Origin of the sequence: Salipiger marinus (assembly GCF_900100085.1) — a bacterium.
In the GTDB taxonomy this organism is placed as follows: Bacteria; Pseudomonadota; Alphaproteobacteria; order Rhodobacterales; family Rhodobacteraceae; genus Salipiger; species Salipiger marinus.
On record NZ_FNEJ01000009.1, the window covers coordinates 214,529 to 241,128 of the forward strand.

Genomic DNA, 26,600 nt, shown 5'->3' on the forward strand with positions numbered 1-26,600 from the left:
AATTGTGAGGATTTGCCGCCTGCTTGGGGTGTGCAGGGGATGTGGATGAAACCGGGACTAACCGGGGATAGCCGCCGGATAACCCATATCCCTAGTGGTCGAGGGGGTTATGACCTACCAAATATATCGCAGGCGCGGTTCAAAATCCCGTTGACCCTCTCTGCCGATCTGCGTCAGTTTGACCCTGCCGGATCAGCGCCCGCCTTGTCTGGCGGGGCTCGGCGGGGACAGGACGGACCAGCAGATCATCCGATGACCCGGGGCGCGCGCCGCGCCCTGCGGGATGGCTGGCAGGTCCGGGTGTAGTGCGATTTCTGAGGCGAGGCAGCGATGAAGATCGAGAGGAAATTCACCACGGCGGGCAAGGATGCCTATGCCGGGATCGAATTTGTCACCACGAGTTCGGAAATCCGCAACCCCGACGGCAGCACCGTGTTCCGGCTCGACGCGCTGGAGGTGCCCGCTGGCTGGAGTCAGGTCGCCTCTGACGTGCTGGCGCAGAAATACCTGCGCCGCACCGGGGTGCCGCAGGCGCTGCGCCCGGTGCCCGAAGCGGGTGTGCCCGACTTCCTGTGGCGGTCCGAACCTGCGCAGGCCGACACGCCCACGGGCGGCGAAAGCTCTGCCCGGCAGGTCTTTGACCGGCTGGCGGGGGCATGGACCTACTGGGGCTGGAAGGGCGGCTATTTCAGCACCGAAGCCGATGCGCAGGCCTATTATGACGAAATGCGCGTGATGCTGGCCCGGCAGATGGCCGCGCCCAATTCGCCGCAATGGTTCAACACCGGGCTGCACTGGGCCTATGGCATCGACGGTCCGGGGCAGGGCCATTATTACGTCGATCACGTCACCGGCGATCTGGTCAAATCCCGCTCCGCCTATGAACGTCCGCAGCCGCATGCCTGCTTCATTCAGGGCGTCTCCGACGATCTGGTGAATGACGGCGGCATCATGGATCTGTGGGTGCGCGAGGCGCGGCTCTTCAAATACGGATCCGGCACCGGCACCAATTTCTCGGGCCTGCGCGCCGAGGGCGAGCGGCTGTCGGGCGGCGGGCAGTCCTCCGGCCTGATGGGCTTTCTCAAGATCGGCGACCGCGCGGCGGGGGCGATCCGGTCGGGCGGCACGACGCGGCGCGCGGCCAAGATGGTCATCGTCGATGCCGACCACCCGGATATCGAAGCCTTCATCAACTGGAAGGTGACCGAGGAGCAGAAGGTCGCGGCGCTGGTCGCCGGGTCCAAGATGCATGAAAAGATGCTCAACGGTCTTTTTGCGGCGATCCGGAGCTTTGACGGCAGCGCCGAGGGCGCCCATGATCCCGCCGCCAATCCCGCGCTGAAACAGGCCATGCGCGAGGCGAAGAAGCTGGCGATCCCCGAAACCTACGTGAAGCGCGTGCTGGATTACGCGCGGCAGGGGTATGACAGCATCGAATTCCCCGTCTATGACACCGACTGGGATTCAGAGGCTTATGCCAGCGTGTCGGGGCAGAATTCCAACAATTCCATCCGCGTGACCGATGCCTTCCTGCGCGCGGTGCGCGAGGATGCCGACTGGGCGCTGATCCGCCGCACCGATGGCGGCGTGGCCAAGACCGTCAAGGCGCGCGATCTCTGGGACCAGATCGGCCATGCGGCCTGGGCCTGCGCCGATCCGGGGATCCAGTTCCACGACACGGTGAACGCATGGCACACCTGCCCGGCGGATGGCGAGATCCGGGGATCGAACCCCTGTTCGGAATACATGTTTCTGGACGACACCGCCTGCAACCTTGCCTCGATGAACCTGCTGGCCTTCCTGACCGAGGGCCGGTTCGATGCCGACAGCTTCGTGCATGCCACCCGGCTCTGGACGCTGACGCTGGAAATCTCGGTGCTGATGGCGCAGTTCCCGTCGCGCGAGATCGCGCAGCGGTCGCATGACTTCCGCACGCTGGGGCTGGGCTATGCCAACCTTGGCGGTCTCTTGATGACGCTGGGCCATGGCTATGACAGCGCCGAAGGCCGCGCGCTTTGCGGCGCGCTGACCGCGATCCTGAGCGGCGTGACCTATGCCACCTCGGCAGAGATGGCGGCGGAGCTGGGCGCCTTCCCGGGTCATGCCCGCAATGCCGACGCCATGCTGCGGGTGATCCGCAACCACGCCCGCGCGGCAGAGGGGCAGGCTGAGGGTTACGAGGGGCTGGCCGTGCCGCCGGTGCCGCTGGATCACGCCAATTGCCCCGATGCGCGGCTGGTGGCGCTGGCGCGCAGCAGCTGGGACGAGGCGCTGCGGCTGGGGCAGCGCCATGGCTTCCGCAACGCGCAGGTGTCGGTCATCGCCCCCACCGGCACCATCGGGCTGGTGATGGACTGCGACACCACCGGGATCGAGCCGGATTTTGCGCTGGTGAAGTTCAAGAAGCTGGCGGGCGGCGGCTATTTCAAGATCATCAACCGCGCGGTGCCCGCTGCACTGGACCGGCTGGGCTATACGCCCGCGCAGATCGAAGACATCGCGGGCTATGCCGTGGGTTATGGCACGCTGGCCACCGCCCCGGGCGTCAACCACACCGCGCTGATCGGCCATGGCTTTGGCGCGGCGCAGATCGACCGGATCGAAACCGCCCTGCGCGGCGCCTTCGACATCCGCTTCGTCTTCAACCAGTGGACGCTGGGGGCGGAGTTCTGCCGCGAGGTGCTGGGCATCCCGGCGGAGGAACTGGCCGATCCCACCTTCGACCTGCTGCGCCATCTGGGCTTTTCCAAGTCCGACATCGAGGCCGCGAACATCCATGTCTGCGGGACCATGACGCTGGAAGGCGCGCCGCATCTGGATCCGGCGCATTACCCGGTTTTCGACTGCGCCAATCCCTGCGGCAAGCACGGGCGGCGCGTCCTGTCGATGGAGGCGCATATCCGGATGATGGCCGCCGCACAGGGCTTCATCTCGGGCGCCATTTCCAAGACCATCAACATGCCCGGCACCGCCACCATCGCGGACTGCCAGCGCGCCTATGACCTGAGCTGGTCGCTGGGGCTGAAGGCCAATGCGCTGTATCGTGACGGATCGAAACTGTCGCAGCCGCTGGCCTCGGTGCTGGTGGAGGAGGATGACGAGGCCGCCGAGGTCATGGAGACCGGCACGCCCGCGCAGAAGGCGCAGGTGCTGGCCGAGAAGATCGTGGAAAAGGTGGTGATCCGCGAGGTCATCCGCTCCCATCGCGAAAAGATGCCCGACCGCCGCAAGGGCTATACCCAGAAGGCGATCATCGGCGGGCACAAGGTCTATCTGCGCACCGGCGAATATGCCGATGGCAGCCTTGGCGAGATCTTCATCGACATGCACAAGGAAGGCGCGGGCTTCCGCGCCATGATGAACAACTTCGCCATCGCGGTGTCGGTGGGGCTGCAATATGGCGTGCCGCTGGAAGAGTTTGTCGATGCCTTCACCTTCACCAAGTTCGAACCGGCGGGCGTGGTGCAGGGCAATGACAGCATCAAGAACGCCACCTCGATCCTTGACTACATCTTCCGCGAACTGGCCGTGTCCTATCTGGACCGCACCGATCTGGCGCATGTGAAGCCCGAAGGGGCAAGCTTCGACGATCTGGGCCGGGGCGAGGAAGAGGGCGTGTCGAACCTGCGCGAACTGTCCGAAGGCGCGGCGTCGCGGTCGCTGCAGGTGCTGAAGCAGATTAGCTCCACCGGCTATCTGCGCAAGCGGCTGCCGCAGGAACTGGTGGTGCTGCGCGGCGGTGCCGATCCGATGGCAGCACTCGGCACGCTGGTGCCGGAAACCCGCGCGGCGGCGGGCAATGTCACCACGCTGGCAGGCAGCAGCTCGGCCATGGCGCTGGATGCGCGGACCAAGGCGCGGATGCAGGGCTATGAGGGCGAGGCCTGCGGCGATTGCGGCAATTACACGCTGGTCCGCAACGGCACCTGCCTGAAATGCAACACCTGCGGCGCGACCTCCGGCTGCAGCTGATCCATGGCGGGGGGCGTCACCGCCCCCCCCATGCGTTACTCGAGGCCGAGGATTTCCGTCACCAGCGCGTCGTGATCCGACAGCGGGCGCCCGTCTGCATCCAGTGAGGGCCGGATCACCGTCTCGCCCATGCGCAGGCCCCGGCTCAGAAACCAGTCCAGCTTCATGGCGCGGTCGGGCCAGCGGGTGATCAGGCTGGGCCGGGTGGTGGTCTGTTCCTCCGGTCCGCCATGGGCTGTGAAGCCCGCGCGGCGGGCATGATCGAACAGCCCCTCGGCGCGCCAGTCGCCATTGTTATGGTTGCCGGTGTTCAGATCGCCGCCGATCAGGCAGGGCAGGCCGGGAAATTCCGCCTCGATCTGCGCCAGCAGCCCCGCGACCTGTGTCGCGCGGTGATCGGGGCCGCAGGCGCTTTCCAGATGGGTGGAGACCATCAGCACCGGCCCGGCCTCGGTCTGGACCTGCGCGCCTACGGCGATGCGTTCGCCAAGGCGCGGCTGTTCGGCATCTTCGAACCACTGCCGCCGCCCCCAGAGCCGTAGCGCAAACGGCGCCTCAAGCGCCGTCTTCGCCATCAGCCCGTTGCCGTGATAGCCGCGAGTGTTGTGGTCGTCGGTGCAGAATTCCAGCTCCACCGGAGAGCCAAGACCCAGTTCCAGAAACTCCACCGCATAGGCATAGCCCATGCCCAGCGAGGCGGCCATGTCGCGACTGGTGTTGCGCTGGCTGCTGCGGGCCATGCCGTGATCCATCTCCGACACCAGCACCACGTCGCAATCGGCGACATGCCGGGCGGCAGGTTCGGGGAACAGGCAGCGTTCAAGGTTCCATGCCGCCACCCGCACCGGCAGCGCCAGCGCGCCAGCGCCCGCTGTGCCGCCGGATTCGATCAGCGACATCCCCGGCACCTGCGCCATATGCGCATCATGCGCGGCGATGGTGCGGGGCAGGTCGTGCAGCGCCAGATCGGCGGCTGTGGGCACGGGCAGTTCGGGGGTGGTGGCGCGGAACATCAGAGCACGGCTTCCGGCTGCCGCTGGTGGGCGTTCTCCAGCCGCCGCCCGGTGGCGGTGTCGAACAGATGCAGCCGCGCGGGATCAATCGCCACATGTACCGCGCCCGACACACGCTGGTCGCCGGTGTCGATCACCGCCAGCGACTGGCCGCCGATGCTGCCATGCACGATGCGCTGCGCGCCCAGTTCCTCGACATGCTCCACCACCATGGGCACGCCTGCAGGAGCCAGCCGCAGATCCTCGGCGCGCAGGCCCAGCGTGACCGGCCCCGCGGCCCGGCCCACGGGGCCCAGCGGGTGCCCGTCCAGCATCACCGCGCCGTCGGTCACGACCGCGTCGAGCAGGCTCATGGCGGGCGCCCCGATGAAGGAGGCGACAAAGGTCGAGGCGGGGCGGCGGTAGATGTCCAGCGGGGCGCCGATCTGTTCGATGCGCCCGCCGTTCAGCACCACCAGCCGGTCGGCCAGCGTCATCGCCTCCAGCTGGTCATGGGTGACGTAAAGCGAGGTGGTGCCCAGCCGTTTCTGCAGCTTGCGGATTTCCATCCGCATCGACACGCGCAGCTTGGCATCCAGATTGGACAGCGGCTCGTCGAAGAGGAACGCGGCGGGCTGGCGCACGATGGCCCGGCCCATGGCGACGCGCTGGCGCTGGCCCCCCGACAGGGCGCGCGGCTTGCGGTCCAGATAGGGCCCAAGCTCCAGCATCCGCGCGGCTTCGGCCACCCGTTCCGCGATCACCGCCTTGGATTCGCCACGGTTCTTCAGACCGTAGGCCATGTTGTCGCGCACGGTCATATGCGGATAAAGCGCGTAATTCTGGAACACCATAGCGATGTCGCGCTCGGCGGGGTCAAGCTGGTTCACCAGCCGGTCGCCGATGTGGATCTCGCCTTCGGAGATGGTTTCCAGCCCCGCCACCATGCGCAGCAGCGTGGATTTGCCACAGCCCGAAGGCCCGACCAGCACGATGAATTCGCCATCGGCAATATCGATGTTCACGCCCGAGACGGCGGCCTGCGCCCCGCCCGCATAGGTCTTGCCGACATTCTTGAGGGTTAGGTTCGCCATCACTTGTCGCTTTCCGTCAGGCCCTTGATGAACATGCGCTGGAAGATCACCACCACCGCAACGGGGGGGAGCATGGCCAGCACGGCAAGGGCGAAGGCTTCGTTGTAATCGGGGATCTGGCTGCCGATCCAGACCTGCAGGATCGACTTGATGCCCCGCATCAGCGTGTAGAAACTTTCATCGGTGGTCATCAACAGCGGCCACAGATACTGGTTCCAGCCATAGATGAACATGATGATGAAGATGGCCGCCATCATCGTGCGCGACAGCGGCACAAGGATGTCGATGAAGAATTTCAGCGGCCCCGCGCCATCGATGCGCGCCGCCTCCAGCAGCTCGTCCGGGACAGAGCGGAAGAACTGCCGGAAAAAGAACGTGCCCGTGGCCGAGGCCAGCAGCGGCACGACCAGCCCGGTATAGCTGTTGAGCAGGCCCAGCGTCGACATCACCTGATAGGAGGGCATGATGCGCACCTCCAGCGGCAGCAGCAGCGTGGTGAAGATCATCCAGAACAGCAGCGTGGCAAAGCGGAAGCGGAAATAGACCAGCGCATAGGCCGCCATCATCGACAGCACGATCTTGCCCACGGCAAAGGCGATGCCCATGATCAGCGAGTTGGTCAGCATCCGCAGCCCGGTCACGTCGCCGGTAAAGCCGCCGCGATGGGTCAGCACCTTGGTATAGGTGGCCAGCGCGTCGCTGCCGGGGGTGAGATAGACGCCGTTGCTGTGGATCTCGACCGCGCTGTGGGTCGACGACATCAGCGCCATCAGCACCGGCGCCATCAGGAACAGCGTGCCAAGGATCAGGATCAGGTGATCCAGAGGTTTTGTGCGTTGCATCATGTCACCCGTAATGAACGCGGCGTTCGAGAAAGCGGAACTGCAGCACGGTCAGCGCCGCCACCACCACCATCAGGATCACCGACTGCGCGGAAGACCCGCCGATGTCGTTGCCCTTGAAGCCGTCCAGATAGACCTTGTAGACGAGCGTGATCGGGTTGTTGGCGGGCTTGTCCTTCACCACCACGTCGATGATCGGGAAGGTGTCGAACATCGCATAGGTGATGTTGATGACCAGCAGGAAGAACGCGGTGGGCGCCAGAAGCGGCAGGGTCACGTCGCGGAACCGCCGCCAGCCGGAGCGCGCGTCGATCAGTGCCGCCTCGCGCACCGAAACCGGCACGGATTGCAGCCCCGACAGGAAGAAGATGAAGTTATAGGGGATCTGTTTCCAGACAGAGATGGTGATCAGCGCGATGGCCGTATCCCAGTAATTGATGCCCACCTGCAAATCATAGCCGAAGAAGGCGGCCAGATCGGTCAGCGGGCCGATATGCAGGTCAAAGATCATCATGCCGATCAGCCCCGCCACCGGCGGCGCGATGGCATAGACCGAAATCAGCAGCGTCTTGTAGCTGGACGCGCCCCGGATCACCTTGTCGGCCTTGACCGCCAGCAGCAGCCCCAGCCCCAGCGACAGCGCGGTGACCACAAGGCAGAAAAAGGCGGTGAAAAGCGCGGTGCTGGCATACTGGCTGGACTGCAGCGCGTCGGCGTAATTGTCGGTGCCCACGAAAGTGGCGCCAAAGCCGAACGGATCCTCCAGATAGAACGAGGAGGTGACGGCCTGCACCGAGGGCCAGTAGAAGAACACCACCACCACCGCCAACTGCGGCAGCAGGAACAGCCACGGCGTCAGCGGCGCGTCGAACTGCACGCGCTTGGCGGGGTTCGGGGTTTCGGCGCTGTGCCAGGCGCGCAGGCGGTCCAGCAGGGAACGGTGGCTTGCGGCGGTGCGAAGCGATGTGTCGGTCACGAGGCAACCCGATCTTTCCGGAGGGGCGGGCGGGCAGGGCAGGCCTGCCGCGCCTATGGCAAACGGGGGCCCGGACAGATGCCCGGGCCCCCGCCATCAGGGCAGGTGAAGCGGTCAGCCAGCGGTCTTGGAGAAACGCTCCAGCAGCTGGTTGCCTTCGTCCTCGATGGTCTGGAAGGCGTCCGGCACGCTGACTTCGTTCGAGAAGATGCGGTTGAACTCGCGCTCCATCACAGTGCGGATCTGCGGGTAGAAGCCCATGCGATAGCCCTTGGACCATTCGCCGCCTTCCAGCATCAGCTGCTGGATGCCGACTTCGGCCACGGGCTTCTCGTCGTAATAGCCTTCGCTCTTGGCCAGCTCATAGGCGGCTTCGGTGATCGGCACATAGCCGGTGGCCTTGTGGTAGAACACCTGCGTTTCCGGCGAGGTCAGGAAGGAGAAGAACTTCGCGGTGCAGGTGTTTTCGGCCTCAGGCTTGCCGGACATGGCGAACAGCGCGGCGCCGCCGATGAAGCTCTGGGTGCCAGCGCCTTCGATGGCGTCCCAGTAGGGCATGAAATCGGCCGAGAATTCGAAATTGGCCGTCTGCTGCAGACCGCCGAACGAGCCCGAGGAGCCGATCCACAGCGCGGATTCGCCCTGCTCGAACGGCTTCTGGTTGTCGGCCCAGCCTGCGCCGTAGAAGCCGAACAGACCGGCATCGGCCCATTCCTTCAGCTTCTCGAACATCATGACCTGATTTTCGTCGGTCACGAGGATCTGCGTGCCTTCGACGCTGTCATAGCCGTTGTTGTTGGTGGCGAACTGCTGGTTGTTCCGCGACTTGAAGTTTTCCACCATCATCCATGTCAGCTGCGACGCGGTGAGCGGCAGATACCCGGCTTCCTTCAGCGCGGGGGCCACGGCTTCGAATTCTTCCCAGGTCTTCGGCGGCTCGACCCCGGCCTTCTCGAAGGCTTCGACATTGTAATACATGATCGGCGCCGAGGAGTTGAACGGCATGCCGATGAACTTGCCGTCGCTGTCGGCGTAGAAGTTGCGCACGCCCGCGATGAACGCTTCGCGGTCGAACTCTTCGCCTGCGGCGGTGATGAGGTCTTCGGCGGCGACGGTGGCGCCTTCGGCGGCGATGATGGTGGCCGCGCCGGCGTCAAACACCTGCAGGATGTTCGGCTGTTCGCCCGACCGGAAGGCGGCGATGCCCGAGGACAGCGCCTCTTCGTAGGTGCCGCGCGACACCGGGGTCAGCACGCATTCGGACTGCGCGTCGTTGAACATCTGCGAGATCTCGTTGATGACCTCGCCGTTGCGGCCGCCCATGCCGTGCCACCAGCTGATCTCGGTCTGCGCCATGACCGTGGTGCCCATCAGGGCGAAGGCAAGTGTCGTGGTTGCGGTCTTCATCATGTCGCTTGTCCCTTGGCGATGCGTTTCGCGCGACGCATAGACCCGCTTCTTGACGGTTCCGTTTTGCTTTGATGACAGTTCGATGATGTCGCGCGGGCAGGGACGGGCCCGCAGCGGTCAGGTGCGGGGCGCCGGGGTCCAGCGCGCTTCCAGCGCTTCGAGGGCGGCGATGCGCTCCTCGGTCTTGGGATGCGACAGCAGCCATGCGGGCGTGCCGCCGCCCGCGCCGCCGGTCAGCGCGCCCAGCTTGCGGAACAGCGATTTCTGCGGCGCGGTGCCGATGCCCGCCTTGGCCAGCAGGGCGGCGGCATAGGCATCGGCCTCGTATTCGTCGCCGCGCGACAGCCGTGCCGCCAGAAGCGAGGTCACCAGCCCCGCCAGCATCGGGCCAATGCCGGGGATGAACCGGCCCAGCACCATGGCCAACGCGGTGCGGATGGCATTCTGCCCGGAAAAGTCGATCATGCGCCGCCGCGAATGCCCCAGCGCCACATGGCCCAGCTCATGCGCGATGACCGAGGCCAGTTCCTCCGCCGTCACCTCGCCCGCCTTGTAGCGGTTGAAGAAACCGCGCGTGATGAAGATGCGGCCATCCGGCGCGGCAAGCCCGTTGACCGGGGCGATTTCATAGATGTTGACCCGGATGCGCGGCAGATCGAGCGCTTTCGCCATGCGGTCGGTCAGCGCCTTCAGCTTGGGATCGGCAAGCTCCGTCGACCGCGCGTCCAGCTCTCGCTTCGTCCGCCATGCGGAGAAGTGATAGGCCACCACGGCATAAAGGATCGCAAGCAGGATGGGGGCAAAACGCAGCATGGCTCAGATATGGGGGTTCTGCGCCAGCGAGGGAAGCGGCGATGTCGAAAAAAGCCGCGCAGCCCGCCTTGTGCGGAGGCGCGCGCGCGGGGGCTGTTCCGGCATCACGAACCGTGCTTAAACCCCCGCATGACCCGGCCCGAGATCGAAACCGCGCGGCTCCGGCTCAGAGGCTGGCGGCCAGAGGACCACGCGCCCTTTGCGGCGCTCTGTGCGGATCCGGATGTCATGCGCCATATCGGCAGCGGCGCCACCCGCAGCCCGGAGGAGGCGGCGCGCGCCATCCGGTCGTTCGAACGGGGATGGTCCACGCGCGGCTACGGGCTGTTTGCGGTCGCCGACAAGCGGAGCGGCGGTCTGATCGGCTTTGCGGGCCTCTCATCGCCGCAGTTCCTGCCCGAAATCCTGCCTTCCGTCGAAATCGGCTGGCGGTTCGCCAAGGCAAGCTGGGGCAGGGGTTACGCCACCGAAGCCGCCTCCGCCGCGCTGGCCTTCGGGGTCACCGATCTGAGCATGACAGACCTCGTGAGCATCTGCCAGACCGGCAATGCCGCGTCAGAGCGCATCATGCAGAAGCTCGGGATGCGCCTTGACCGCAGGACCATCGATCCAAGCTGCGGGCGCGCGGTCACCGTCTACCGTCTGCCGCGACCGGAGAGGCCGTAAGGCAGGCCGCCCCGGATGCAAAAAGGCCGGACCCTGCGGTCCGGCCTTTCCTGTCGTTACGCACCTGTCGGCACCGGATCAGGCTTCGGGCTCCGGCTCCGCCTCGTCGCCCTGATCGGCGATCCATGCCACCGAGACCACGGTCTCCCCCTCGCGGGTGTTGAACACCCGGACCCCGCCCGCGCTGCGCGAGCGGAAGGAAATGCCCTCGACCGGCACCCGGATCGACTGGCCGGTGGAGGTGGCCAGCATGATCTGGTCGTCCATTTCCACCGGGAAAGAGGCCACGATCTCGCCGCCGCGCATGGATTTCTCCCACGCGGTGACGCCCATGCCGCCGCGTCCGCGCACCGGATAATCGTGGCTGGAGCTGAGCTTGCCCAAGCCCCGCGCGGTGATGGTCAGGATCAGGTTCTCTGCCGCCGACATTTCGGCATAACGTTCGGGCGGCAGCGGGCTGTTGGCATTGCCCTCGGTGCCCTCGTCCTCTTCGGGTGCCTCGACGGCGTCGACATCATCCGCCAGCCCCGCCATGGCGCGGCGCATCTTGAGATAGGAGGCGCGTTCATCCGCCTCCGCCTCGAAATGCCGGATCACCGACATGGACACGACCTCGTCGCCATTGGACAGCTTCACGCCACGCACGCCGGTGGAATTGCGCGAGTTGAACACCCGCACCTCCGGCACCGGGAAGCGGATGGCGCGGCCCGAATTGGTGACCAGCATCACGTCATCGCTTTCCGAACAGATGCGGGCGTTGATCAGCCGCGTCTCGGCATCCTCGCCCTCGAACTTCATCGCGATCTTGCCGTTGCGCATGACATTGGTGAAATCCGACAGCCGGTTGCGGCGCACCGAGCCCTTGGAGGTGGCGAAGACGATCTGCAGATCGGCCCAGTCGGCCTCGTCGCGGTCCACCGGCATGATCGCGGCGATGGACACGCCCGTGGGCATGGGCAGGATGTTGACGATGGCCTTGCCCTTGGAGGTGCGGCCCCCCTGCGGCAGGCGCCAGCATTTCAGCTTGTAGACCATGCCGTCGGTGGTGAAGAACAGCAGCTGCGTGTGGGTATTGGCCACGAACAGCTGGGTCACCACGTCGTCATCCTTGGTCGACATGCCCGACAGGCCCTTGCCGCCGCGCCGCTGCGCGCGGAATTCCGACAGCGGCGTGCGCTTGATCCAGCCGGACTGGGTGATGGTCACCACCATGTCCTCGCGCTCGATCAGATCCTCGTCTTCCATGTCGCCGGCCCAGTCGGCGATCTCGGTGCGGCGCGGCACGGCGAACTGGTCGCGCACGGCCTTGAGCTCGTTGGAGATGATCTCCATGATCCGCTCGCGCGAGCCAAGGATATCAAGGTATTCCTTGATCTTGCCCGCCAGATCCTCCAGCTCGTCGGTGACCTCCTTGACGCCAAGCTGGGTCAGGCGCTGCAGGCGCAGATCCAGAATGGCGCGGGCCTGAATTTCGGACAGGTTATAGGTGCCGTCCTCGTTGGCCTTGTGGGTCGGATCGTCGATCAGCGCGATATAGGGCAGGATGTCGCCTGCGGGCCAGCGCCGGGTCATCAGCTTCTCGCGCGCCTCGGAGGCATCGGCGGAGCCGCGGATGGTCGCCACCACCTCGTCGACATTGCTGACCGCCACGGCCAGACCGCAAAGCACATGCGACCGCTCGCGCGCCTTGCGCAGCAGATAGGCGGTGCGGCGGGCGATGACCTCCTCGCGGAAATCAAGGAAAGCGGTCAGGAAGGCGCGCAGCGTCAGCTGTTCCGGCTTGCCGCCGTTCAGCGCCAGCATGTTGCAGCCAAAGCTGACCTGCATGGGGGTGAAGCGGAACAGCTGGTTCAGCACCACATCAGGGGTCGCGTCGCGCTTCAGCTCCACCACCACCCGCACGCCGGACCGGTCGCTTTCGTCCTGCACATGGGCAATGCCTTCGATCTTCTTGTCACGCACGCATTCCGCGATGCGCTCGATCATCGTGGCCTTGTTCACCTGATAGGGGATCTCGTCGATGACGATGGCGTAGCGGTCCTTGCGCAGTTCCTCCACCCGCGTCTTGGCGCGGATGATGACGCTGCCGCGCCCCTCCAGATAGGCCTTGCGCGCCCCCGACCGGCCAAGGATCACGCCGCCCGTGGGAAAGTCCGGGGCGGGGACATACTCGATCAGCTGTTCGGAGCTGAGATCGGGATTCTCGATCAGCGCCAGCGTGGCATCGGCCACCTCGCCCAGATTGTGCGGCGGGATCCGCGTCGCCATGCCGACGGCGATGCCCTCGGCGCCATTGACCAGCACGTTGGGATAGCGCGCGGGCAGGACGGTGGGCTCCATCCGCTCGTTGGCATAGTTGGCGACAAAATCGACCGTGTCCTTGTCGATATCCTCCAGCAGCGCCTCGGCGGTGCGCTCCAGCCGCGACTCGGTATATCGATAGGCGGCGGGCGGATCGCCATCCATGGAGCCGAAATTGCCCTGACCGTCGATCAGCGGCAGCGACATGGAAAAGTCCTGCGCCATCCGCACCAGCGCGTCATAGACCGCGCTGTCGCCATGGGGGTGATAGCGGCCCATGACGTCACCGACGGCGGTGGCGCATTTGCGGTAGGACTTGGATTTGGTCTGCCCGTTTTCCCACAGCGTATAAAGAATGCGCCGGTGCACGGGTTTCAGGCCGTCGCGCAGATCGGGGATCGCGCGGCTGACGATCACGCTCATCGCGTAATCGAGGTAGCTCGACTTCATCTCGTCGATGATCGAAATCACGGGCCCCGCATGCACGGCACGCTGGGGGCGAGGAATTTCGTCATCAGTTTCAGGAGTTTCCGGCGTATCGCTCAACTTGCCCGCCTGTCTGTTCTGGCTCTATATCTGGGTGTCCCTGCTTATATCAGAGGCAAGCTGTAGACCGCAATGGCAGCGCCAGAGGTTTTCTGGCAGCCACCCCGCCTGCTGGCCAACATACTGTTTTTATTGAAAACTAACAAATCCCGCTGCACCCTGTCTGAACGAGCGACCAAAAGGGGACACGCGATGGAGCATAGCGAAACCGATCTCATGCTGAAGGGCTACGGGCTGACCACGGCGGAATTCTTCTACCGCATGCCCGATTACACCCATGTGCTCAACACGTTCGTATGGCAGGAGTATGATCTGGCGCCCGATCATCCACGGCTTTTCCGCTTCATCGAGTTCTGGCAGGACAGCATCGAGGGCAAGCTGCATTCGGTGCGCTTCAGCCACCGCCGCCCGCTGGCCAGCGGCGACTGGCGTCAGGTGGTGGGCGAATTCCGCTACCACTGACCGCGCGTCCACGGACCTGCCGGTTTCCTTCGGCCTCAAATATCCCGGGGGACGCCCCGAAGGGGCGGGGGGCAGCGCCCCCTGCCACCGTGGCGCCCGCAGGCGGGCTCAGGGAATGATGCGGGTGTATTTCACGCCTTCCAGCGTGGCGCCCACATGCAGCCCGGACTTGCCGAAGATCACCGCGATGATCGGCGCCAGCGAGGTGGTGGTCTCTGCCGCCAGCGTCTCGCCGCCCTCGGGGATCGCATATTCGATGTTCGCGCCCGCAGCCCAGCCCGGCGAGCGGCGGAAGTTCATCAGCGCGCTGTCGGTCATGAAGAACAGCACATGCGCATATTGCTGCGCGCCGATCTGCAGCCCGCCGCTGCCCTTGACCAGCGAATAGTAATCCACCGTCGCCCCGCCCACGCGCAGCGCGCCGCGCCCATAGGCGCCGCCAAAGCCCAGCCCGGCCTCGGTGACCAGCGGCATGACCAGCATGCCCGCCGCCTTCTGCCCCAGCGCCCGGGTGCCGGGATACTGGCTGTACATCTGGTTGACGGTGCTGTCGGCGCGCGCGTCGATGGTGGCGGCACCCGCGCCGCCCACGCCATTGCCGCAGGCCGCCAGCGCCGTGGCGGCGCCCATGCCAAAGATGAGGGCTCGTCTTGTCTGTGTCATGCTGCTCTGTCCTTCGCTGCGCGTGGCCCTCCGGGCCGTATCTTTGCTCTCCGGCCTTGCCGCCGGTTATGCGCGGACTATACGCCGGGCCTCCGGACCTGTCATCCGCGAAGCGCCGCCCTTGGCGCCAAACCGCTAGCCGTTGAGCAGCCGCGCGGCGGCGGGGGCGAAATAGCTCAGCACGCCATCGCAGCCCGCGCGTTTGAACGCCGTCAGGCTTTCCAGCATCACCTTGTCACCGTCGAGCCAGCCGCGCTCCACCGCGCCCGCGATCATCGCGTATTCGCCCGACACCTGATAGGCGAAGGTGGGGGCGCCGAACATGTCCTTGGCGCGGCGGCAGATGTCCAGATAGGGCATGCCGGGCTTGACCATGATCATGTCGGCGCCTTCGGCGAGATCGCGTTCGATCAGCCGCATCGCCTCGTCGGAATTGCCGGGCTGCATCTGATAGGTGAACTTGTCGCCCTTGAGCGCGCCCGAAGCCCCGACCGCGTCGCGGAACGGCCCGTAAAAGGCCGAGGCATATTTGGCGGCATAGGACAGCAGCAGCACGTTGTGGAAGCCCTCGCGCTCCAGCTCCGACCGGATGGCGCCGATGCGCCCGTCCATCATGTCCGACGGCCCGATGATGTCGGCGCCCGCCCGGGCCTGGCTCAGCGCCTGCTTCACCAGCGCCTCCACCGTCTCGTCATTGACGATTTCGCCCTCGCGCACGAAGCCGTCATGCCCGGTGGAGGAATAGGGGTCGAGCGCCACATCGGTCATCACCGCCAGTTCGGGCACCGCGTCCTTGATGGCGCGGGTGGCGCGGTTCGACAGGTTGTCGGGGTTCCATGCCTCGGAGCAGCATTCGCTGCGCTTCGCAGGCTCGGTATAGGGGAACAGGCACATGGCCGGGATCCCCAGCGCATAGGCCTCGCGCGCGGCCTCCACCACCTTGTCCACCGACAGCCGGTTGACCCCGGGCATCGACACCACCGGTTCCACCACGCCCTCGCCCTCGCGCACGAAGACCGGCCAGATGAAATCCTGCGGCGCCAGCACCGACTGCATCACCAGCGCGCGTATGGCGGGGGATCTCCGCAGGCGGCGCAGGCGTGTGGCGGGAAAGGCGGCAATCACGGGTTTCATCGGGGGCTCTCCCTTGTAAAGGCCCCTCTTGGGTGGCATGGAAAGACGGCTGTCACAAGAGGCCCAGATTGCCGCAGCAACAGGGTCCGCCGGGAAGGAAAACGAAAAGCATGGACTGGTATCGTATCGTTTTCGAGACCATCGACATGCGGTCCTTCTCGAATCTGTGGTTCTGGATCGCCCTTGCGGTGCTGTGGTCCACCACCAGCCACTGGGTGCTGGGCGTGCCTTTCGACATGGTGGCGCGCGCCCGGCGCGGCGGCGGACAGGCTGCGCAGGATCTGGAAGACATGACCCGGATCTGCGTCAACCGGCTGCTCTTCATCACCGAAGAGGCGGGGCTGTGGATCACCGGGCTTGGGGCTGCGATGCTGACCGTGCTTGCGGTGCTGGGCTTTGTCTATGACATGGAATTTGCGCAGGCGCTGTTCCTGCTGGCCCTGCCGATGAGCGGGGTCGGCGTGCTGAGCATCGCCACCGCCGCGCGCATCCGCCGCGACGGGCTGTCGGGGCCGCAGCTGTGGCGCAGGCTGACGCTGCACCGCTTTTTCACCCAGCTCATCGGCATGATGTCGATCTTTGTCACCGCGCTCTGGGGGATGTTCCAGAACATGTCGGCGGGCGTTCTGGGATGACGCTGCCGTTCTAGGTTGACGCCGCTCGGGCGCCGGGCCACATCAGCGGCCATGGTTCAGTCCCGTATCCTGATGGGCGGCGCGCCCGAGGGCTTCGATGCGAAGCTCATCCTCTCGGAGGTCGCAAAGGCCGCCGGTCCCGTCCTTCATGTCGCCCGCGATGACAAGCGGCTGGCGGCGCTGCGCGAGGCGCTGGCCTTTTACGCGCCCGCCATGCCGGTGGTCACCTTCCCCGGCTGGGACTGCCTGCCCTATGACCGGGTGTCCCCCAATCCCGAAATCTGCGCCACGCGGATGGCGACGCTCGCCGGGCTGGTGCATGGCATGCCGGAGCGGTTCATCCTGCTGACCACGCTGTCGGCGGTGACCCAGCGGCTGCCCGCCCGCGCCGTGCTGCGCGAGGCGGCGTTCAGCGCCCGGGTCGGGTCGCGCATCGACGAAAAGGCGCTGCGCAATTTCCTTGTACGCATGGGCTTCGTGATGGCGCCCACCGTGACCGAACCCGGCGATTACGCGATCCGGGGCGGCATCATCGACATCTATCCGCCGGGTCCGGGCGGGCCGGTGCGGCTCGATCTGTTCGGCGACGTGCTGGACGGGGCGCGGCGGTTCGATGCGGCCAGCCAGCGCACCACCGAAAAGCTTGATCTGGTGGAACTGGCCCCGGTGTCGGAGGTCATTCTGGACGAACCCGCCATCACCCGGTTCCGGCAGAATTACCGCATCGAATTCGGCGCGGGCGGCACTGACGATCCGCTCTACGAGGCGGTGAGCGCGGGCCGCAAGGCGCAGGGGATGGAGCACTGGCTGCCCTTCTTCCACGAGCGGCTGGAAACCCTGTTCGATTACCTGCCCGACGCGCCGGTGCTGCTGGATGACCAGCTTACCCCCTCGCGCATCGCCCGCTGGGACAGCATCGAGGACCAGTATCAGACCCGCCGCCACGCCATGGCGCAGAAGGGGCGGATGGACACTGTCTACAAACCCGTGCCGCCGGGGCTGCTTTATCTCGACGATGCCGCGTGGGAGGCTGCCGTGGCCGACCGCCGCGTGGTGCAGTTCCACCCGCTGCCGCAGGCGCCGGGGCCGCAGGTCGCGGATGCGGGCGGGCGCATCGGGCGCAGCTTCGCCCCCGAACGCCAGCAGGAAAGCCTCAGCCTCTTCGGGGCGCTCGCCACCCATGTGAAGGCCAAGATGCAGGCGGGCCCGGTGCTGATCGCCTCATGGTCCGAAGGCGCGCGCGAACGCCTGACCGGGCTCATCGAGGATGAGGGTCTGGCCGAGGCGATCCCGGTCGCCGACGCCACCCGCATCGGCAAGCGCGGGCTGCATCTGGCGGTCTGGGGGCTGGAGCAGGGGTTCGAGGCGCCATGGGGCGATCCGAAGGACAAGCTGCGGATCACCGTGATTTCGGAACAGGACGTGCTGGGCGACCGGCTGATCCGCGCGCCGAAAAAGCGCCGCAAGGCCGAGAATTTCCTGACCGAGGCGCAGGCGCTGACCCCGGGCGATCTGGTGGTGCATGTGGATCACGGCATCGGGCGCTATCAGGGGATGGAGGTCATCACCGCCGCAGGGGCCGCCCATGAATGCCTGCTGCTGGAATATGCCGAACAGGCGCGGCTCTATCTGCCGGTGGAAAACATCGAACTGCTGTCGCGCTACGGCCATGAGGACGGGCTGCTCGACAAGCTGGGCGGGGGTGCGTGGCAGGCCAAGAAGGCGCGGCTCAAGGAACGCATCCGCGAGATGGCGGACAAGCTGATCCGGGTTGCCGCCGAACGCGCGCTGCGCCGCGCGCCGGTGATCGATCCGCCGCCGGGGGCATGGGAAAGCTTCTGCGCGCGCTTCCCCTATACCGAAACCGACGACCAGCTGCGCGCCATCGAAGACGTGCTGGCCGACATGACCAGCGGCAATCCCATGGACCGGCTGATCTGCGGCGATGTGGGCTTCGGCAAGACCGAGGTGGCGATGCGCGCGGCCTTTGTCGCCGCCATGTCCGGCGTGCAGGTGGCGGTGATCGCGCCCACCACGCTGCTGGCGCGGCAGCATTACAAAAGCTTCGCCGAACGGTTCCGGGGCTTTCCGCTCAACGTGGCGCCGCTGTCGCGTTTCGTGTCGGCGGGCGACGCGGCCAAGACCCGCGACGGCATCACCAAGGGCACGGTGGACATCGCCGTGGGCACCCATGCGCTGCTGGCCAAGGGCATCCGGTTCAAGGATCTGGGCCTGCTCATCATCGACGAAGAACAGCATTTCGGCGTGGGCCACAAGGAACGGCTGAAAGAGCTGCGCACCGACATCCATGTGCTGACCCTGACCGCCACGCCGATCCCGCGCACGCTGCAGCTGTCGCTGTCGGGGGTGCGCGATCTGTCGATCATCGGCACGCCGCCGGTCGACCGGCTGTCGATCCGCACCTATGTGTCGGAATTCGACGGCATCACCATCCGCGAGGCGCTGCTGCGCGAACATTACCGTGGCGGGCAGAGCTTCTTTGTCGTGCCGCGCCTGACCGATCTGCCCGAGATCGAGGCCTTCCTCAAGGAACAGGTGCCCGAGGTCTCTTATGTGGTGGCGCATGGCCAGATGGCGGCGGGGGAACTCGACGACCGGATGAACGCCTTTTACGACGGGCGCTATGACGTGCTGCTGGCCACCACCATCGTGGAATCGGGGCTGGATATTCCCACCGCCAACACGATGATCGTGCACCGCGCCGACATGTTCGGTCTGGCGCAGCTTTATCAGATCCGGGGCAGGGTGGGCCGGTCCAAGACCCGCGCCTATGCCTATCTGACCACCAAGCCGCGCGCCAAGCTGACCGATACGGCGGAAAAGCGGCTGCGGGTTCTGGGCTCGCTCGACACGCTGGGGGCGGGGTTCACGCTTGCCTCGCAGGATCTGGACATCCGCGGCGCGGGCAATCTTCTGGGCGAGGAACAGTCCGGGCAGATGCGCGACGTGGGCTACGAGCTTTACCAGCAGATGCTGGAGGAGGCGATCGCCAAGATCCGCTCCGGCGAGGGCGAGGGCCTGCTGGAGGAAAGCGGCCAGTGGGCGCCGCAGATCAACCTTGGCGTGCCGGTGCTGATCCCCGAGGAGTATGTGCCCGATCTCGACGTGCGGCTGGGGCTTTACCGGCGGCTGTCGGAACTCTCCACCAAGGTGGAGCTGGAGGGCTTTGCCGCCGAGCTGATCGACCGCTTCGGCAAGCTGCCGCGCGAGGTCAACACGCTGCTGCTGGTCGTGCGCATCAAGGACATGTGCAAGAAGGCGGGGATCGCGCGGCTGGATGGCGGGCCGAAGGGCGCCACGATCCAGTTCCACAACGACCGCTTCGCCCGGCCCGAGGCGCTGGTGACCTTCCTGCAGGACCAGAAGGGCGACGCTAAGATCAAGGACAACAAGGTGGTCATCCGCCGCGACTGGGCTAGCGAAGGCGACAAGATCAAGGGCGCCTATGCCATCGCCCGCGATCTGGCCGAAAAGGCCGGCGCGATCCGGCTGCGCAAGGCCTGAGACCGGACGGTGTGATGGGTCTGGAAAAAGGGAGGGGGCGCTGCCCCCTCTTGGCGCTGGCGCGCCAATTCACCCCCGGGATATTTTTGCCAAGAAGAAGCGGCAGACGCGCGGTCCCTCCTTCTTCTTGGGTCAAATATCCCCGCCGGAGGCAGGCCGGAACGGGCCGAAAGCGCGAGGCCCGGCAAGCCGGGGGACGGCCGGGTCTGGCCTGCTTCGGGCCTCAGGCGGCGGCGAGCCGGTCGAGCAGGGCGGTAAGCGCGGGATCGGTGAAATCGGCGATGGTGGTGGCCGCGCCGTGGCGGCGCAGGGCGTCCTCGGTCAGGCCGGCGGAGCGCACCGCGACCACATGGGCGCCAGAGGCGGCGGCGGCGCGTAGGCCGGAGGCGCTGTCCTCGAAGGCGATGCAGCTTGCGGGGGCTGCGCCAAAGGCGCGCATCGCGGCAAGATAGGGTTCGGGATCGGGCTTGGCGCGGCTGCATTCCTCGCCGATCACCAGCAGCTCCATATGGGCGCCAAGGCCGATGGCGGCCAGCATCGCCTCGGCATTGATCCGGGGCGCGTTGGTGACGGCGGCGCAGCGCCAGCCGCGCTCGCGGGCGAGATCGAGCAGGGCCTCTGCGCCGGGCATGGGTGCGTGGCCCGCGCCGAGCATGTCGCGGAACTGCGCCTCTTTCTGCAGCGACAGGGCGATGGCGTCCTCGTCGGGGAAGAGTTCGGGGAAGCTGTCCTCGTTGTGCCGGCCATGGATCCGGTCGAGATAGAGCGCTTCTGTCAGCACCCGGCCCCGTTCGGCGAACATCGTCTCGAACACCCGGTAATGCAGCGGATCGGAATCGATGAGCGTGCCGTCGAGGTCGAAGAGGAGTGCTGCGATCATGCCCTGTCCTTTGCTGCGCGAGGCGGCCCCGCCTCCTTGGCGCAAGCCATGCCCTGTCCGGTGCGGGGATGCAACCGGGCAGCGGGGCGCGGGCCCCTGCGGATCCGGGGCATTTTGCCGGAGAGCCGCCGGAGAGGCGGCGGGCTCTCTTGCACCCTCCCGCCGCCCCGCGTATCCTGTCCCCAACCAGACATCCGGAAAGGCGCAAACAATGGCGCCAAGGCGTCCCAAGGGTGCGGCCGCTTTCCCCCTCCCGGTCGAGAGCCCCGCGCCGCTACCGCCCGATCCAACCGCGCTTTATGCGGCGCTGGATCTGGGCACCAACAGTTGCCGCATGCTGATTGCCCAGCCGAAGGGCAGTCAGTTCCATGTGGTTGATTCGTTTTCGAAATCCGTCCAGCTGGGCCAAGGGCTCGAGCGGACGGGGCGGCTGTCGCGTGCCTCCATGGCGCGGACGGTGGCGGCGCTGCGCGTCTGCCAGAGCAAGATCGCGCGTCACGAGGTGACCAAGATGCGGCTGGTGGCGACCGAAGCCTGCCGCCGTGCCAAGAACGCCCGCGATTTCATCCGGCAGGTCAAGCAGGAGACCGGGCTGGAGCTGGAGATCATCCAGCCCGAGGAAGAGGCGCGGCTGGCGGTGATTTCCTGCGCGCCGCTGGTCTCGACGCGCACCGAGCAGCTTCTGGTGGTGGATATCGGCGGCGGCTCCACGGAACTGGTGTGGATCGACCTGTCCTCGGTGCCGCATCGCGACCGGCCCCGCGCCATCATGCGGCTGCATGCGGGCTTCCATCCGCCCGAAAGCCCGTTTCCCGCCGCCAAGGTGGTGGACTGGATTTCGGTGCCGCTGGGGGTGGCGACGCTGCGCGACCAGTTTTCCGACGTGGCCGATGACGCGGCGCGCTATGCGCTGATGAGCTGGTTCTTCGAGGAGAACCTGTCGGAATTCGCCCCCTACAAGGACGCGCAGAGCCGCGAGGGTTTCCAGATCGTCGGCACCTCGGGCACGGTGACCACGGTGGCGGCCTCGCATCTGGGGCTGCGGCGGTATGACCGCACCAAGGTGGACGGGCTGCGCATGTCGTCTGACCAGATCGAGACGGTGATCCGCCGCTATCTGGAGATGGGACCGGCGGGGCGCAGGCGCGATCCGCGCATCGGACAGGACCGGCAGGCGCTGATCATGTCGGGGGCGGCGATCCTGCAGGCGCTGCTGCGGCTCTGGCCCACCGACCGGCTGTCGGTGGCCGATCGCGGCCTGCGCGAGGGGCTGCTTTACGCGCAGATGTCGGCGGATGGCGTGCTGGAGGACGGACCGCTGTAAGGGCGGCGGGGGAAGGGGGCGCTGCCCCCTCCTGGCGCGTGCCGCGCCAGCCCCCGGGATATTTTGGCCAAGAAGAAGATCGGGAACGGGCGCATGGCGAAGACACCGGATGGCAAGAACACCTCGGGGCGCGGGCAGCGTGACCTGAAGGTGAAGGTCAAGACGGCGCGGGGGCGGACCACCTCCTCGACGCGCTGGCTGCAGCGGCAGCTCAATGACCCTTATGTGAAGCGGGCGAAGGTCGACGGCTATCGCGGGCGCGCGGCCTACAAGATTCTGGAACTGGACGACCGGTTCCATTTTCTGGTGCCGGGGGCGCGGGTGGTGGATCTGGGCTGCGCGCCGGGGGGCTGGTGTCAGGTGGCGGTGCCGCGCGTCAACGCGCTTGGCGACCGGGCGGGCAAGCCCGTGGGCCGGGTGCTGGGCATCGACATTCAGGAAGTGACGCCGGTGGCGGGGGCGGAGATTCACCAGCTGGATTTCCTGAGCGACGGCGCCGATGCGCTGGTCAAGGACTGGCTGGGCGGGCCTGCCGATGTGGTGATGTCGGACATGGCGGCGGCGTCCTCGGGGCACAAGCAGACCGACCACCTGCGCATCATCGCGCTGTGCGAGGCGGCGGCGGATCTGGCCTTTGACGTGCTGGAAGAGGGCGGCACCTTTGTTGCCAAGGTGCTGGCGGGGGGCGCCGAACAGGGGCTGCAGCTGCTGCTCAAGCAGCGCTTCGACAAGGTGGTGAACGTGAAGCCCGGGGCAAGCCGGGCCGATTCCTCGGAGAAATTCGTGGTGGCGACCGGCTTTCGCGGCTGAGCGCCGCGCGGGCCGGGACAGGACATAAGGGAGACGAGGGCATGGGATCCATTCTGTGTTACGGCGACAGCAACACGCATGGCACGCTGCCGATGGCAGCGCCGGGCCTGCTGGAACGGCATCCGCGCGGCGCGCGCTGGCCGGAGGTGATGGCGCGGCTCTTGGGGCCGGAGGCGGAGGTGATCGCCGAGGGCCTGCCCGGGCGCACCACCGTGCACGAGGATGTGGTGGAGGGTGGAGAACGCAATGGCCTCAAGGTCTTGCCCGCCCTTCTTCAGTCGCACTGTCCGGTGTCGCTGCTGGTGCTGATGCTGGGCACTAATGATCTGAAGCCGCGGTTTTCGGTGACCGCGCTGGAGATCGCCCGGTCGGTGGAACGGCTGGTGCTGCTGGCCCGGACCGAGGGCGTGGTGGAACGGGTGCTGGTGGTGTCGCCGGTGCCGGTGCGCGAATGCGGCACGCTCTCGGGCGTCTTCGCCGGGGCCGAGGCGCGGCAGCGCGGGCTGGAGGCGCATCTGCGCGCCATGGCCGAGCGGCAGGGCTGCGGCTTTCTGGAGGCCGGGGCGCATGTGACCGTGTCGCCGCGCGACGGCGTGCACTGGGACGAGGCGGCGCATCAGAGTTTTGGCGCGGTGATGGCGGAGGCGGTCGCGGCAGAGCTTGGCCGGTCGGCATGATCCGCGCCCGGCGCCTGCTGCTGCTGGGTCTGCCGCTGCTTCTGCTGGCCTGCGGTGCGCGCGCGCCATTGCCGCCGGTGGCGGCGGGCCCGCTGCGCGAGGCCACGGCGCCGGTCGGCTCGCAGGTCGATGTCACCGAGGCGCGGCTCGCGGGCGACTGGCAGGTGATCGAGGGCGCGGGGCTGGCCCCCGGCACCCGGCTGAGCTTTGCCCCGGGCAGCCTGACGCTGGCGGGCAGGACGCTGCCCCTGGTAATGACGGCGCCGGGGCGGTTCGATCTGGCGGGGCAGCAGATCTGGGTGCACTGGCTGGATGCCGACAACCGCACCGCCGCCATGGGCGATCCGCAGGGCGGGCGGGTCTGGATCATGGACCGCAGCGGCCAGCCGGGCGAACGGCTGGGGGCCGCGCGCGAGATCCTCGACTGGTATGGCTATGATCTGGCCCGGATGACCCGGGGCTGAGCAGAAGGACCACAGGGCGCACAGCGCTGCGGCAATTCTGCCGCAGGCCGCAGGCTCCTGTGCAAATCCGCTCGCAGGGCGGGGCGCTTTTGCGCGACCCTGCGGCGGAGGGGGCAGCATGGCGCAGCAGATCACACGGTTTCTTGACCCGCGGTCCATCGCGGTGATCGGCGGCGGGGCGGACAGCCTTGCCGTGATCGCGGCGCTGCGCGCCATGGGCTATGTCTGGGACATCTGGCCGGTGGTTCCGGGCGTGGCCAAGGTTGCGGGCATCCGGGCGCGGGCGCGCCTGTCGGATCTGCCGCGCCCGCCCGATGCGGCCTTTGTCGGCGGCACAGGCGAGGACGCCGCGCAGGCGCTGGCGGATCTGGCCCGGCTGGGCGCGGGCGGCGCGGTCTGCCCGGCAGCGCAGGATCCGGCGGTGGCGCAGGCGGCGGGCGGCATGCCGGTCTTTGCCGGGGCGGTGGCGCTGCCCGCCGCGCGGGTGCTGCTGTCGCCGCAGCCGACGGGGCTGCTGCCGGTGCCGCGCGGGGTGGCGGTGCTGGGGCAGCTTGATCAGGACTGGCGCGGTTTGCCGGTGGCGGCGGTGCTGCCGCGGGGTCAGGGCGCGGGCACCGGCTGGCTGCCGCTGGGTCTGCAGCTGCTGGCGCGCGACCGGGTGTCGGCGCTGGGGCTGCGGCTGGACCGGCTGGGTGATGCGCAGGATCTGCTGCAGCTGGGGGCCGAGGCGCAGCGGCTTGGCAAGCCGCTGCTGGTCTGCCTGCCCGAGGCCTCTCTGGGCCAGCGGGCGCTGGTGACGCGGGCCGGGGCCGCGCTGGTCGAGGATGAGGCCACGCTGGTGGAGGCGCTGCGGCTCGTGCATCTGATCGGCCCCTTGCCCGCCAATGCGCTGGCGGGGCTGGGCTGCAGCGGTGCGGCGCGCGATCTGCTGGCGGCGGAGGCGCAGGCGCGCGATCTGAGCTTTGCCGCGCTGAGCCCGGCGCAGCTGGCGCGCATGGCCGAGGATCTGCGCGGGCGCACCCCTCCGGCCAACCCGCTGGAGGCGGGCGCGCTGCTGCATGCGGAAGACGGGCTGCTGGCGCGGCTCATGGCCGAGATGATGGCGGGGACGGCGGTGCTGACGCTGGCGGCGCTGGACGGCGCCGCTCCCGGAGACTGGGCGCGGCTTGCGGCGGCGGGGGCTGCGGCGCGGGACCGGCTGGGCATGCCCGTGGCGCTGCTGTCGGTGGATGCCGCGCAGATGGATGCCGCCCGCGCCCGCGCGCTGGCCAAGGCCGGGCTGATCCCGCTGGCGGGGCTGGGGCCGGGGCTGGGCGCGCTGCGCGCCGCCATCGATCTGGGGCGTGCGCCGCGCCGGGTGACGCCGCTGCTGCGTCCCGTCCTGCCGCCCGAGGGCGCCGGGGTGGAGGAAATCTCGGGATCGGTGGCGCGGGCGGCGCTGGGGCTGGCGCAGGCGGGGCCCTCCGATCCGCCGCTGCTGCGGCTGATGCTGGTGGCGGAGCAGGCCACCGGCTACGTGCTGCGGCTGGGACGCGCGGGGCCGGTGGCGCTGCTGCCGCAGAGCGTGCGGGAGATCGCGCAGATGGCCGAGCGCGCGCGCCGCGATCCGGCCGAGGCAAAGGCGGTTGCAGAGGCGGTGCGGGCGGTGCAGGACTATGTCACGGCGGAAGCGGGGCTGGTGGCCGGGATCGAGGCCGATCTCTGCCTTGGACGCCACGGGGCTGCGGCGCTGGCGGATCTGCGGATCCGGCGCTGGCAGGGCGATGCCGAGGCATGGAGGAGGATGTAGGATATGGGGCTGGACAAGAGCTTTCTGGCGGGGCTGTTCGACGCGGCGGTGGCTGCTGCCGATCCGGTGCAGGCGCTGCGGGCGCATTTGCCTGAGCGTCCGGAGGGGCGCACCGTGGTGATCGGCCTTGGCAAGGGCGCGGCGCAGCTCGCACAGGCGTTTGAACAGCTCTGGCACGGCCCGCTCGAGGGCGTGGTGGTCACGCGCTACGGCTATGGCGCGCCCTGTGCCACGCTGCGGGTGATGGAGGCCGCGCATCCGGTGCCCGATGCGGCAGGCATGGCGGCGTCAGAGGCGCTGTTTGACGCGGTGCGGGGCCTGACCGAGCGTGATCTGGTGGTGGCGCTGGTCTGCGGCGGCGGCTCGGCGCTGCTGCCCGCCCCGCCCGAGGGTCTGACGCTGGCGGAGGAACAGGCGCTGAACCGGGCGCTGCTGGCCTCCGGCGCGCCGATCGGGGTGATGAACGCCATCCGCAAACATGCGAGCCGCATCAAGGGCGGCAGGCTGGCGGCTGCCTGCGCGCCTGCCCGCGTGGTCAGCCTGATCGTGTCGGACGTGCCCGGGGATGATCCGGCGCAGGTCGCCTCCGGCCCCACCGTGCCCGATGCGGTGGATGCGCGCGCGG

General features: G+C 67.4%; 21 protein-coding genes. 11 read left to right on the forward strand and 10 right to left on the reverse strand.

Going from position 1 to position 26,600, the window contains the following annotated elements:
* Positions 1-330 precede the first annotated feature (330 nt).
* Complete coding sequence (locus tag BLR51_RS12475; protein WP_089847380.1) at positions 331-3,972, forward strand: vitamin B12-dependent ribonucleotide reductase; 3,642 nt, start codon at positions 331-333, stop codon at positions 3,970-3,972.
* Positions 3,973-4,007: 35 nt separating this feature from the next.
* Here the strand turns inward: BLR51_RS12475 and BLR51_RS12480 are convergent, their stop codons facing one another.
* The 6 genes from BLR51_RS12480 to BLR51_RS12505 form a co-directional block, all read right to left on the reverse strand.
* Positions 4,008-4,985 carry an endonuclease/exonuclease/phosphatase family protein gene (locus BLR51_RS12480; protein WP_089847382.1) on the reverse strand — a complete coding sequence of 326 codons (978 nt, stop codon included), beginning with the start codon at positions 4,983-4,985 and terminating at the stop codon, positions 4,008-4,010.
* Positions 4,985-6,058, reverse strand: coding sequence for a sn-glycerol-3-phosphate import ATP-binding protein UgpC (locus BLR51_RS12485; RefSeq protein WP_089847384.1), 1,074 nt, complete (start codon positions 6,056-6,058; stop codon positions 4,985-4,987). The genes BLR51_RS12480 and BLR51_RS12485 overlap by 1 nt, the downstream gene beginning before the upstream one ends.
* Positions 6,058-6,900, reverse strand: coding sequence for a sn-glycerol-3-phosphate ABC transporter permease UgpE (gene ugpE / locus BLR51_RS12490; RefSeq protein ID WP_089847449.1), 843 nt, complete (start codon positions 6,898-6,900; stop codon positions 6,058-6,060). The genes BLR51_RS12485 and ugpE overlap by 1 nt, the downstream gene beginning before the upstream one ends.
* A 4-nt stretch (positions 6,901-6,904) precedes the next feature.
* On the reverse strand, positions 6,905-7,876 hold the full coding sequence (locus tag BLR51_RS12495) for an ABC transporter permease subunit (RefSeq protein WP_089847386.1): 972 nt from the start codon (positions 7,874-7,876) through the stop codon (positions 6,905-6,907).
* Between the two features lie 114 nt (positions 7,877-7,990).
* Positions 7,991-9,286 (reverse strand): extracellular solute-binding protein, encoded by a 1,296-nt coding sequence (locus BLR51_RS12500; protein WP_089847388.1) that lies wholly within the window; start codon positions 9,284-9,286, stop codon positions 7,991-7,993.
* A gap of 117 nt (positions 9,287-9,403) precedes the next feature.
* Positions 9,404-10,099 carry a M48 family metalloprotease gene (locus tag BLR51_RS12505; RefSeq protein WP_089847390.1) on the reverse strand — a complete coding sequence of 232 codons (696 nt, stop codon included), beginning with the start codon at positions 10,097-10,099 and terminating at the stop codon, positions 9,404-9,406.
* A 129-nt stretch (positions 10,100-10,228) separates the two neighbouring features.
* Here BLR51_RS12505 and BLR51_RS12510 point away from each other — a divergent pair, with 129 nt between their 5' ends.
* Positions 10,229-10,765 carry a GNAT family N-acetyltransferase gene (locus BLR51_RS12510; RefSeq protein WP_089847392.1) on the forward strand — a complete coding sequence of 179 codons (537 nt, stop codon included), beginning with the start codon at positions 10,229-10,231 and terminating at the stop codon, positions 10,763-10,765.
* Positions 10,766-10,843: 78 nt separating this feature from the next.
* Here BLR51_RS12510 and gyrA read toward each other — a convergent pair whose 3' ends face one another.
* Complete coding sequence (gene gyrA / locus BLR51_RS12515; RefSeq protein WP_089847394.1) at positions 10,844-13,612, reverse strand: DNA gyrase subunit A; 2,769 nt, start codon at positions 13,610-13,612, stop codon at positions 10,844-10,846.
* Positions 13,613-13,804: 192 nt separating this feature from the next.
* On the opposite strand from gyrA, the gene BLR51_RS12520 reads away from it, so the two are divergent.
* Entirely contained in the window at positions 13,805-14,074 is a 270-nt protein-coding gene (locus tag BLR51_RS12520) for an usg protein (RefSeq protein WP_089847396.1), read from the forward strand.
* A 108-nt stretch (positions 14,075-14,182) separates the two neighbouring features.
* Here BLR51_RS12520 and BLR51_RS12525 read toward each other — a convergent pair whose 3' ends face one another.
* Positions 14,183-14,737 (reverse strand): lipid-binding SYLF domain-containing protein, encoded by a 555-nt coding sequence (locus BLR51_RS12525; protein WP_089847398.1) that lies wholly within the window; start codon positions 14,735-14,737, stop codon positions 14,183-14,185.
* 135 nt (positions 14,738-14,872) lie between these two features.
* Positions 14,873-15,871 carry a porphobilinogen synthase gene (gene hemB, locus BLR51_RS12530; RefSeq protein WP_089847400.1) on the reverse strand — a complete coding sequence of 333 codons (999 nt, stop codon included), beginning with the start codon at positions 15,869-15,871 and terminating at the stop codon, positions 14,873-14,875.
* 110 nt (positions 15,872-15,981) lie between these two features.
* Here hemB and BLR51_RS12535 point away from each other — a divergent pair, with 110 nt between their 5' ends.
* Together BLR51_RS12535 and mfd are read left to right on the forward strand one after the other, a co-directional pair.
* Complete coding sequence (locus tag BLR51_RS12535) at positions 15,982-16,506, forward strand: component of SufBCD complex (protein WP_089847402.1); 525 nt, start codon at positions 15,982-15,984, stop codon at positions 16,504-16,506.
* Positions 16,507-16,557: 51 nt separating this feature from the next.
* Positions 16,558-20,031: a transcription-repair coupling factor gene (gene mfd / locus BLR51_RS12540; RefSeq protein ID WP_089847404.1), complete on the forward strand. Its 3,474-nt coding sequence runs from the start codon at positions 16,558-16,560 to the stop codon at positions 20,029-20,031.
* Between the two features lie 223 nt (positions 20,032-20,254).
* Here the strand turns inward: mfd and BLR51_RS12545 are convergent, their stop codons facing one another.
* Positions 20,255-20,911, reverse strand: a complete 657-nt coding sequence (locus BLR51_RS12545) for an HAD family hydrolase (RefSeq protein WP_089847406.1) — start codon at positions 20,909-20,911, stop codon at positions 20,255-20,257.
* Positions 20,912-21,122: 211 nt separating this feature from the next.
* On the opposite strand from BLR51_RS12545, the gene BLR51_RS12550 reads away from it, so the two are divergent.
* The 6 genes from BLR51_RS12550 to BLR51_RS12575 all read left to right on the forward strand — a co-directional run.
* Positions 21,123-22,235, forward strand: coding sequence for a Ppx/GppA phosphatase family protein (locus tag BLR51_RS12550; protein WP_089847408.1), 1,113 nt, complete (start codon positions 21,123-21,125; stop codon positions 22,233-22,235).
* Positions 22,236-22,328: 93 nt separating this feature from the next.
* Positions 22,329-23,045 carry an RlmE family RNA methyltransferase gene (locus BLR51_RS12555; protein ID WP_089847409.1) on the forward strand — a complete coding sequence of 239 codons (717 nt, stop codon included), beginning with the start codon at positions 22,329-22,331 and terminating at the stop codon, positions 23,043-23,045.
* 41 nt (positions 23,046-23,086) lie between these two features.
* Complete coding sequence (locus tag BLR51_RS12560) at positions 23,087-23,722, forward strand: SGNH/GDSL hydrolase family protein (RefSeq protein ID WP_089847411.1); 636 nt, start codon at positions 23,087-23,089, stop codon at positions 23,720-23,722.
* Complete coding sequence (locus BLR51_RS12565; protein ID WP_242656718.1) at positions 23,719-24,186, forward strand: lipocalin/fatty acid-binding family protein; 468 nt, start codon at positions 23,719-23,721, stop codon at positions 24,184-24,186. Before BLR51_RS12560 ends, BLR51_RS12565 begins: the two co-directional genes overlap by 4 nt.
* 118 nt (positions 24,187-24,304) lie before the next feature.
* On the forward strand, positions 24,305-25,975 hold the full coding sequence (locus BLR51_RS12570; protein WP_089847413.1) for a CoA-binding protein: 1,671 nt from the start codon (positions 24,305-24,307) through the stop codon (positions 25,973-25,975).
* A gap of 3 nt (positions 25,976-25,978) precedes the next feature.
* The coding region (locus BLR51_RS12575) for a glycerate kinase type-2 family protein (protein WP_131821816.1) at positions 25,979-26,600 on the forward strand (622 nt) is incomplete at its 3' end.

Excerpts from the sequence above, each read along its gene's own strand:
- BLR51_RS12475 (WP_089847380.1), top strand. The coding sequence starts at position 331 with ATGAAGATCGAGAGGAAATTCACCACGGCGGGCAAGGATGCCTATGCC.
- BLR51_RS12480 (WP_089847382.1), bottom strand. The coding sequence starts at position 4,985 with ATGTTCCGCGCCACCACCCCCGAACTGCCCGTGCCCACAGCCGCCGAT.
- BLR51_RS12485 (WP_089847384.1), bottom strand. The coding sequence starts at position 6,058 with ATGGCGAACCTAACCCTCAAGAATGTCGGCAAGACCTATGCGGGCGGG.
- ugpE (WP_089847449.1), bottom strand. The coding sequence starts at position 6,900 with ATGCAACGCACAAAACCTCTGGATCACCTGATCCTGATCCTTGGCACG.
- BLR51_RS12500 (WP_089847388.1), bottom strand. The coding sequence starts at position 9,286 with ATGATGAAGACCGCAACCACGACACTTGCCTTCGCCCTGATGGGCACC.
- BLR51_RS12505 (WP_089847390.1), bottom strand. The coding sequence starts at position 10,099 with ATGCTGCGTTTTGCCCCCATCCTGCTTGCGATCCTTTATGCCGTGGTG.
- BLR51_RS12510 (WP_089847392.1), top strand. The coding sequence starts at position 10,229 with ATGACCCGGCCCGAGATCGAAACCGCGCGGCTCCGGCTCAGAGGCTGG.
- BLR51_RS12520 (WP_089847396.1), top strand. The coding sequence starts at position 13,805 with ATGGAGCATAGCGAAACCGATCTCATGCTGAAGGGCTACGGGCTGACC.
- BLR51_RS12525 (WP_089847398.1), bottom strand. The coding sequence starts at position 14,737 with ATGACACAGACAAGACGAGCCCTCATCTTTGGCATGGGCGCCGCCACG.
- hemB (WP_089847400.1), bottom strand. The coding sequence starts at position 15,871 with ATGAAACCCGTGATTGCCGCCTTTCCCGCCACACGCCTGCGCCGCCTG.
- BLR51_RS12535 (WP_089847402.1), top strand. The coding sequence starts at position 15,982 with ATGGACTGGTATCGTATCGTTTTCGAGACCATCGACATGCGGTCCTTC.
- mfd (WP_089847404.1), top strand. The coding sequence starts at position 16,558 with ATGGTTCAGTCCCGTATCCTGATGGGCGGCGCGCCCGAGGGCTTCGAT.
- BLR51_RS12545 (WP_089847406.1), bottom strand. The coding sequence starts at position 20,911 with ATGATCGCAGCACTCCTCTTCGACCTCGACGGCACGCTCATCGATTCC.
- BLR51_RS12550 (WP_089847408.1), top strand. The coding sequence starts at position 21,123 with ATGGCGCCAAGGCGTCCCAAGGGTGCGGCCGCTTTCCCCCTCCCGGTC.
- BLR51_RS12555 (WP_089847409.1), top strand. The coding sequence starts at position 22,329 with ATGGCGAAGACACCGGATGGCAAGAACACCTCGGGGCGCGGGCAGCGT.
- BLR51_RS12560 (WP_089847411.1), top strand. The coding sequence starts at position 23,087 with ATGGGATCCATTCTGTGTTACGGCGACAGCAACACGCATGGCACGCTG.
- BLR51_RS12565 (WP_242656718.1), top strand. The coding sequence starts at position 23,719 with ATGATCCGCGCCCGGCGCCTGCTGCTGCTGGGTCTGCCGCTGCTTCTG.
- BLR51_RS12570 (WP_089847413.1), top strand. The coding sequence starts at position 24,305 with ATGGCGCAGCAGATCACACGGTTTCTTGACCCGCGGTCCATCGCGGTG.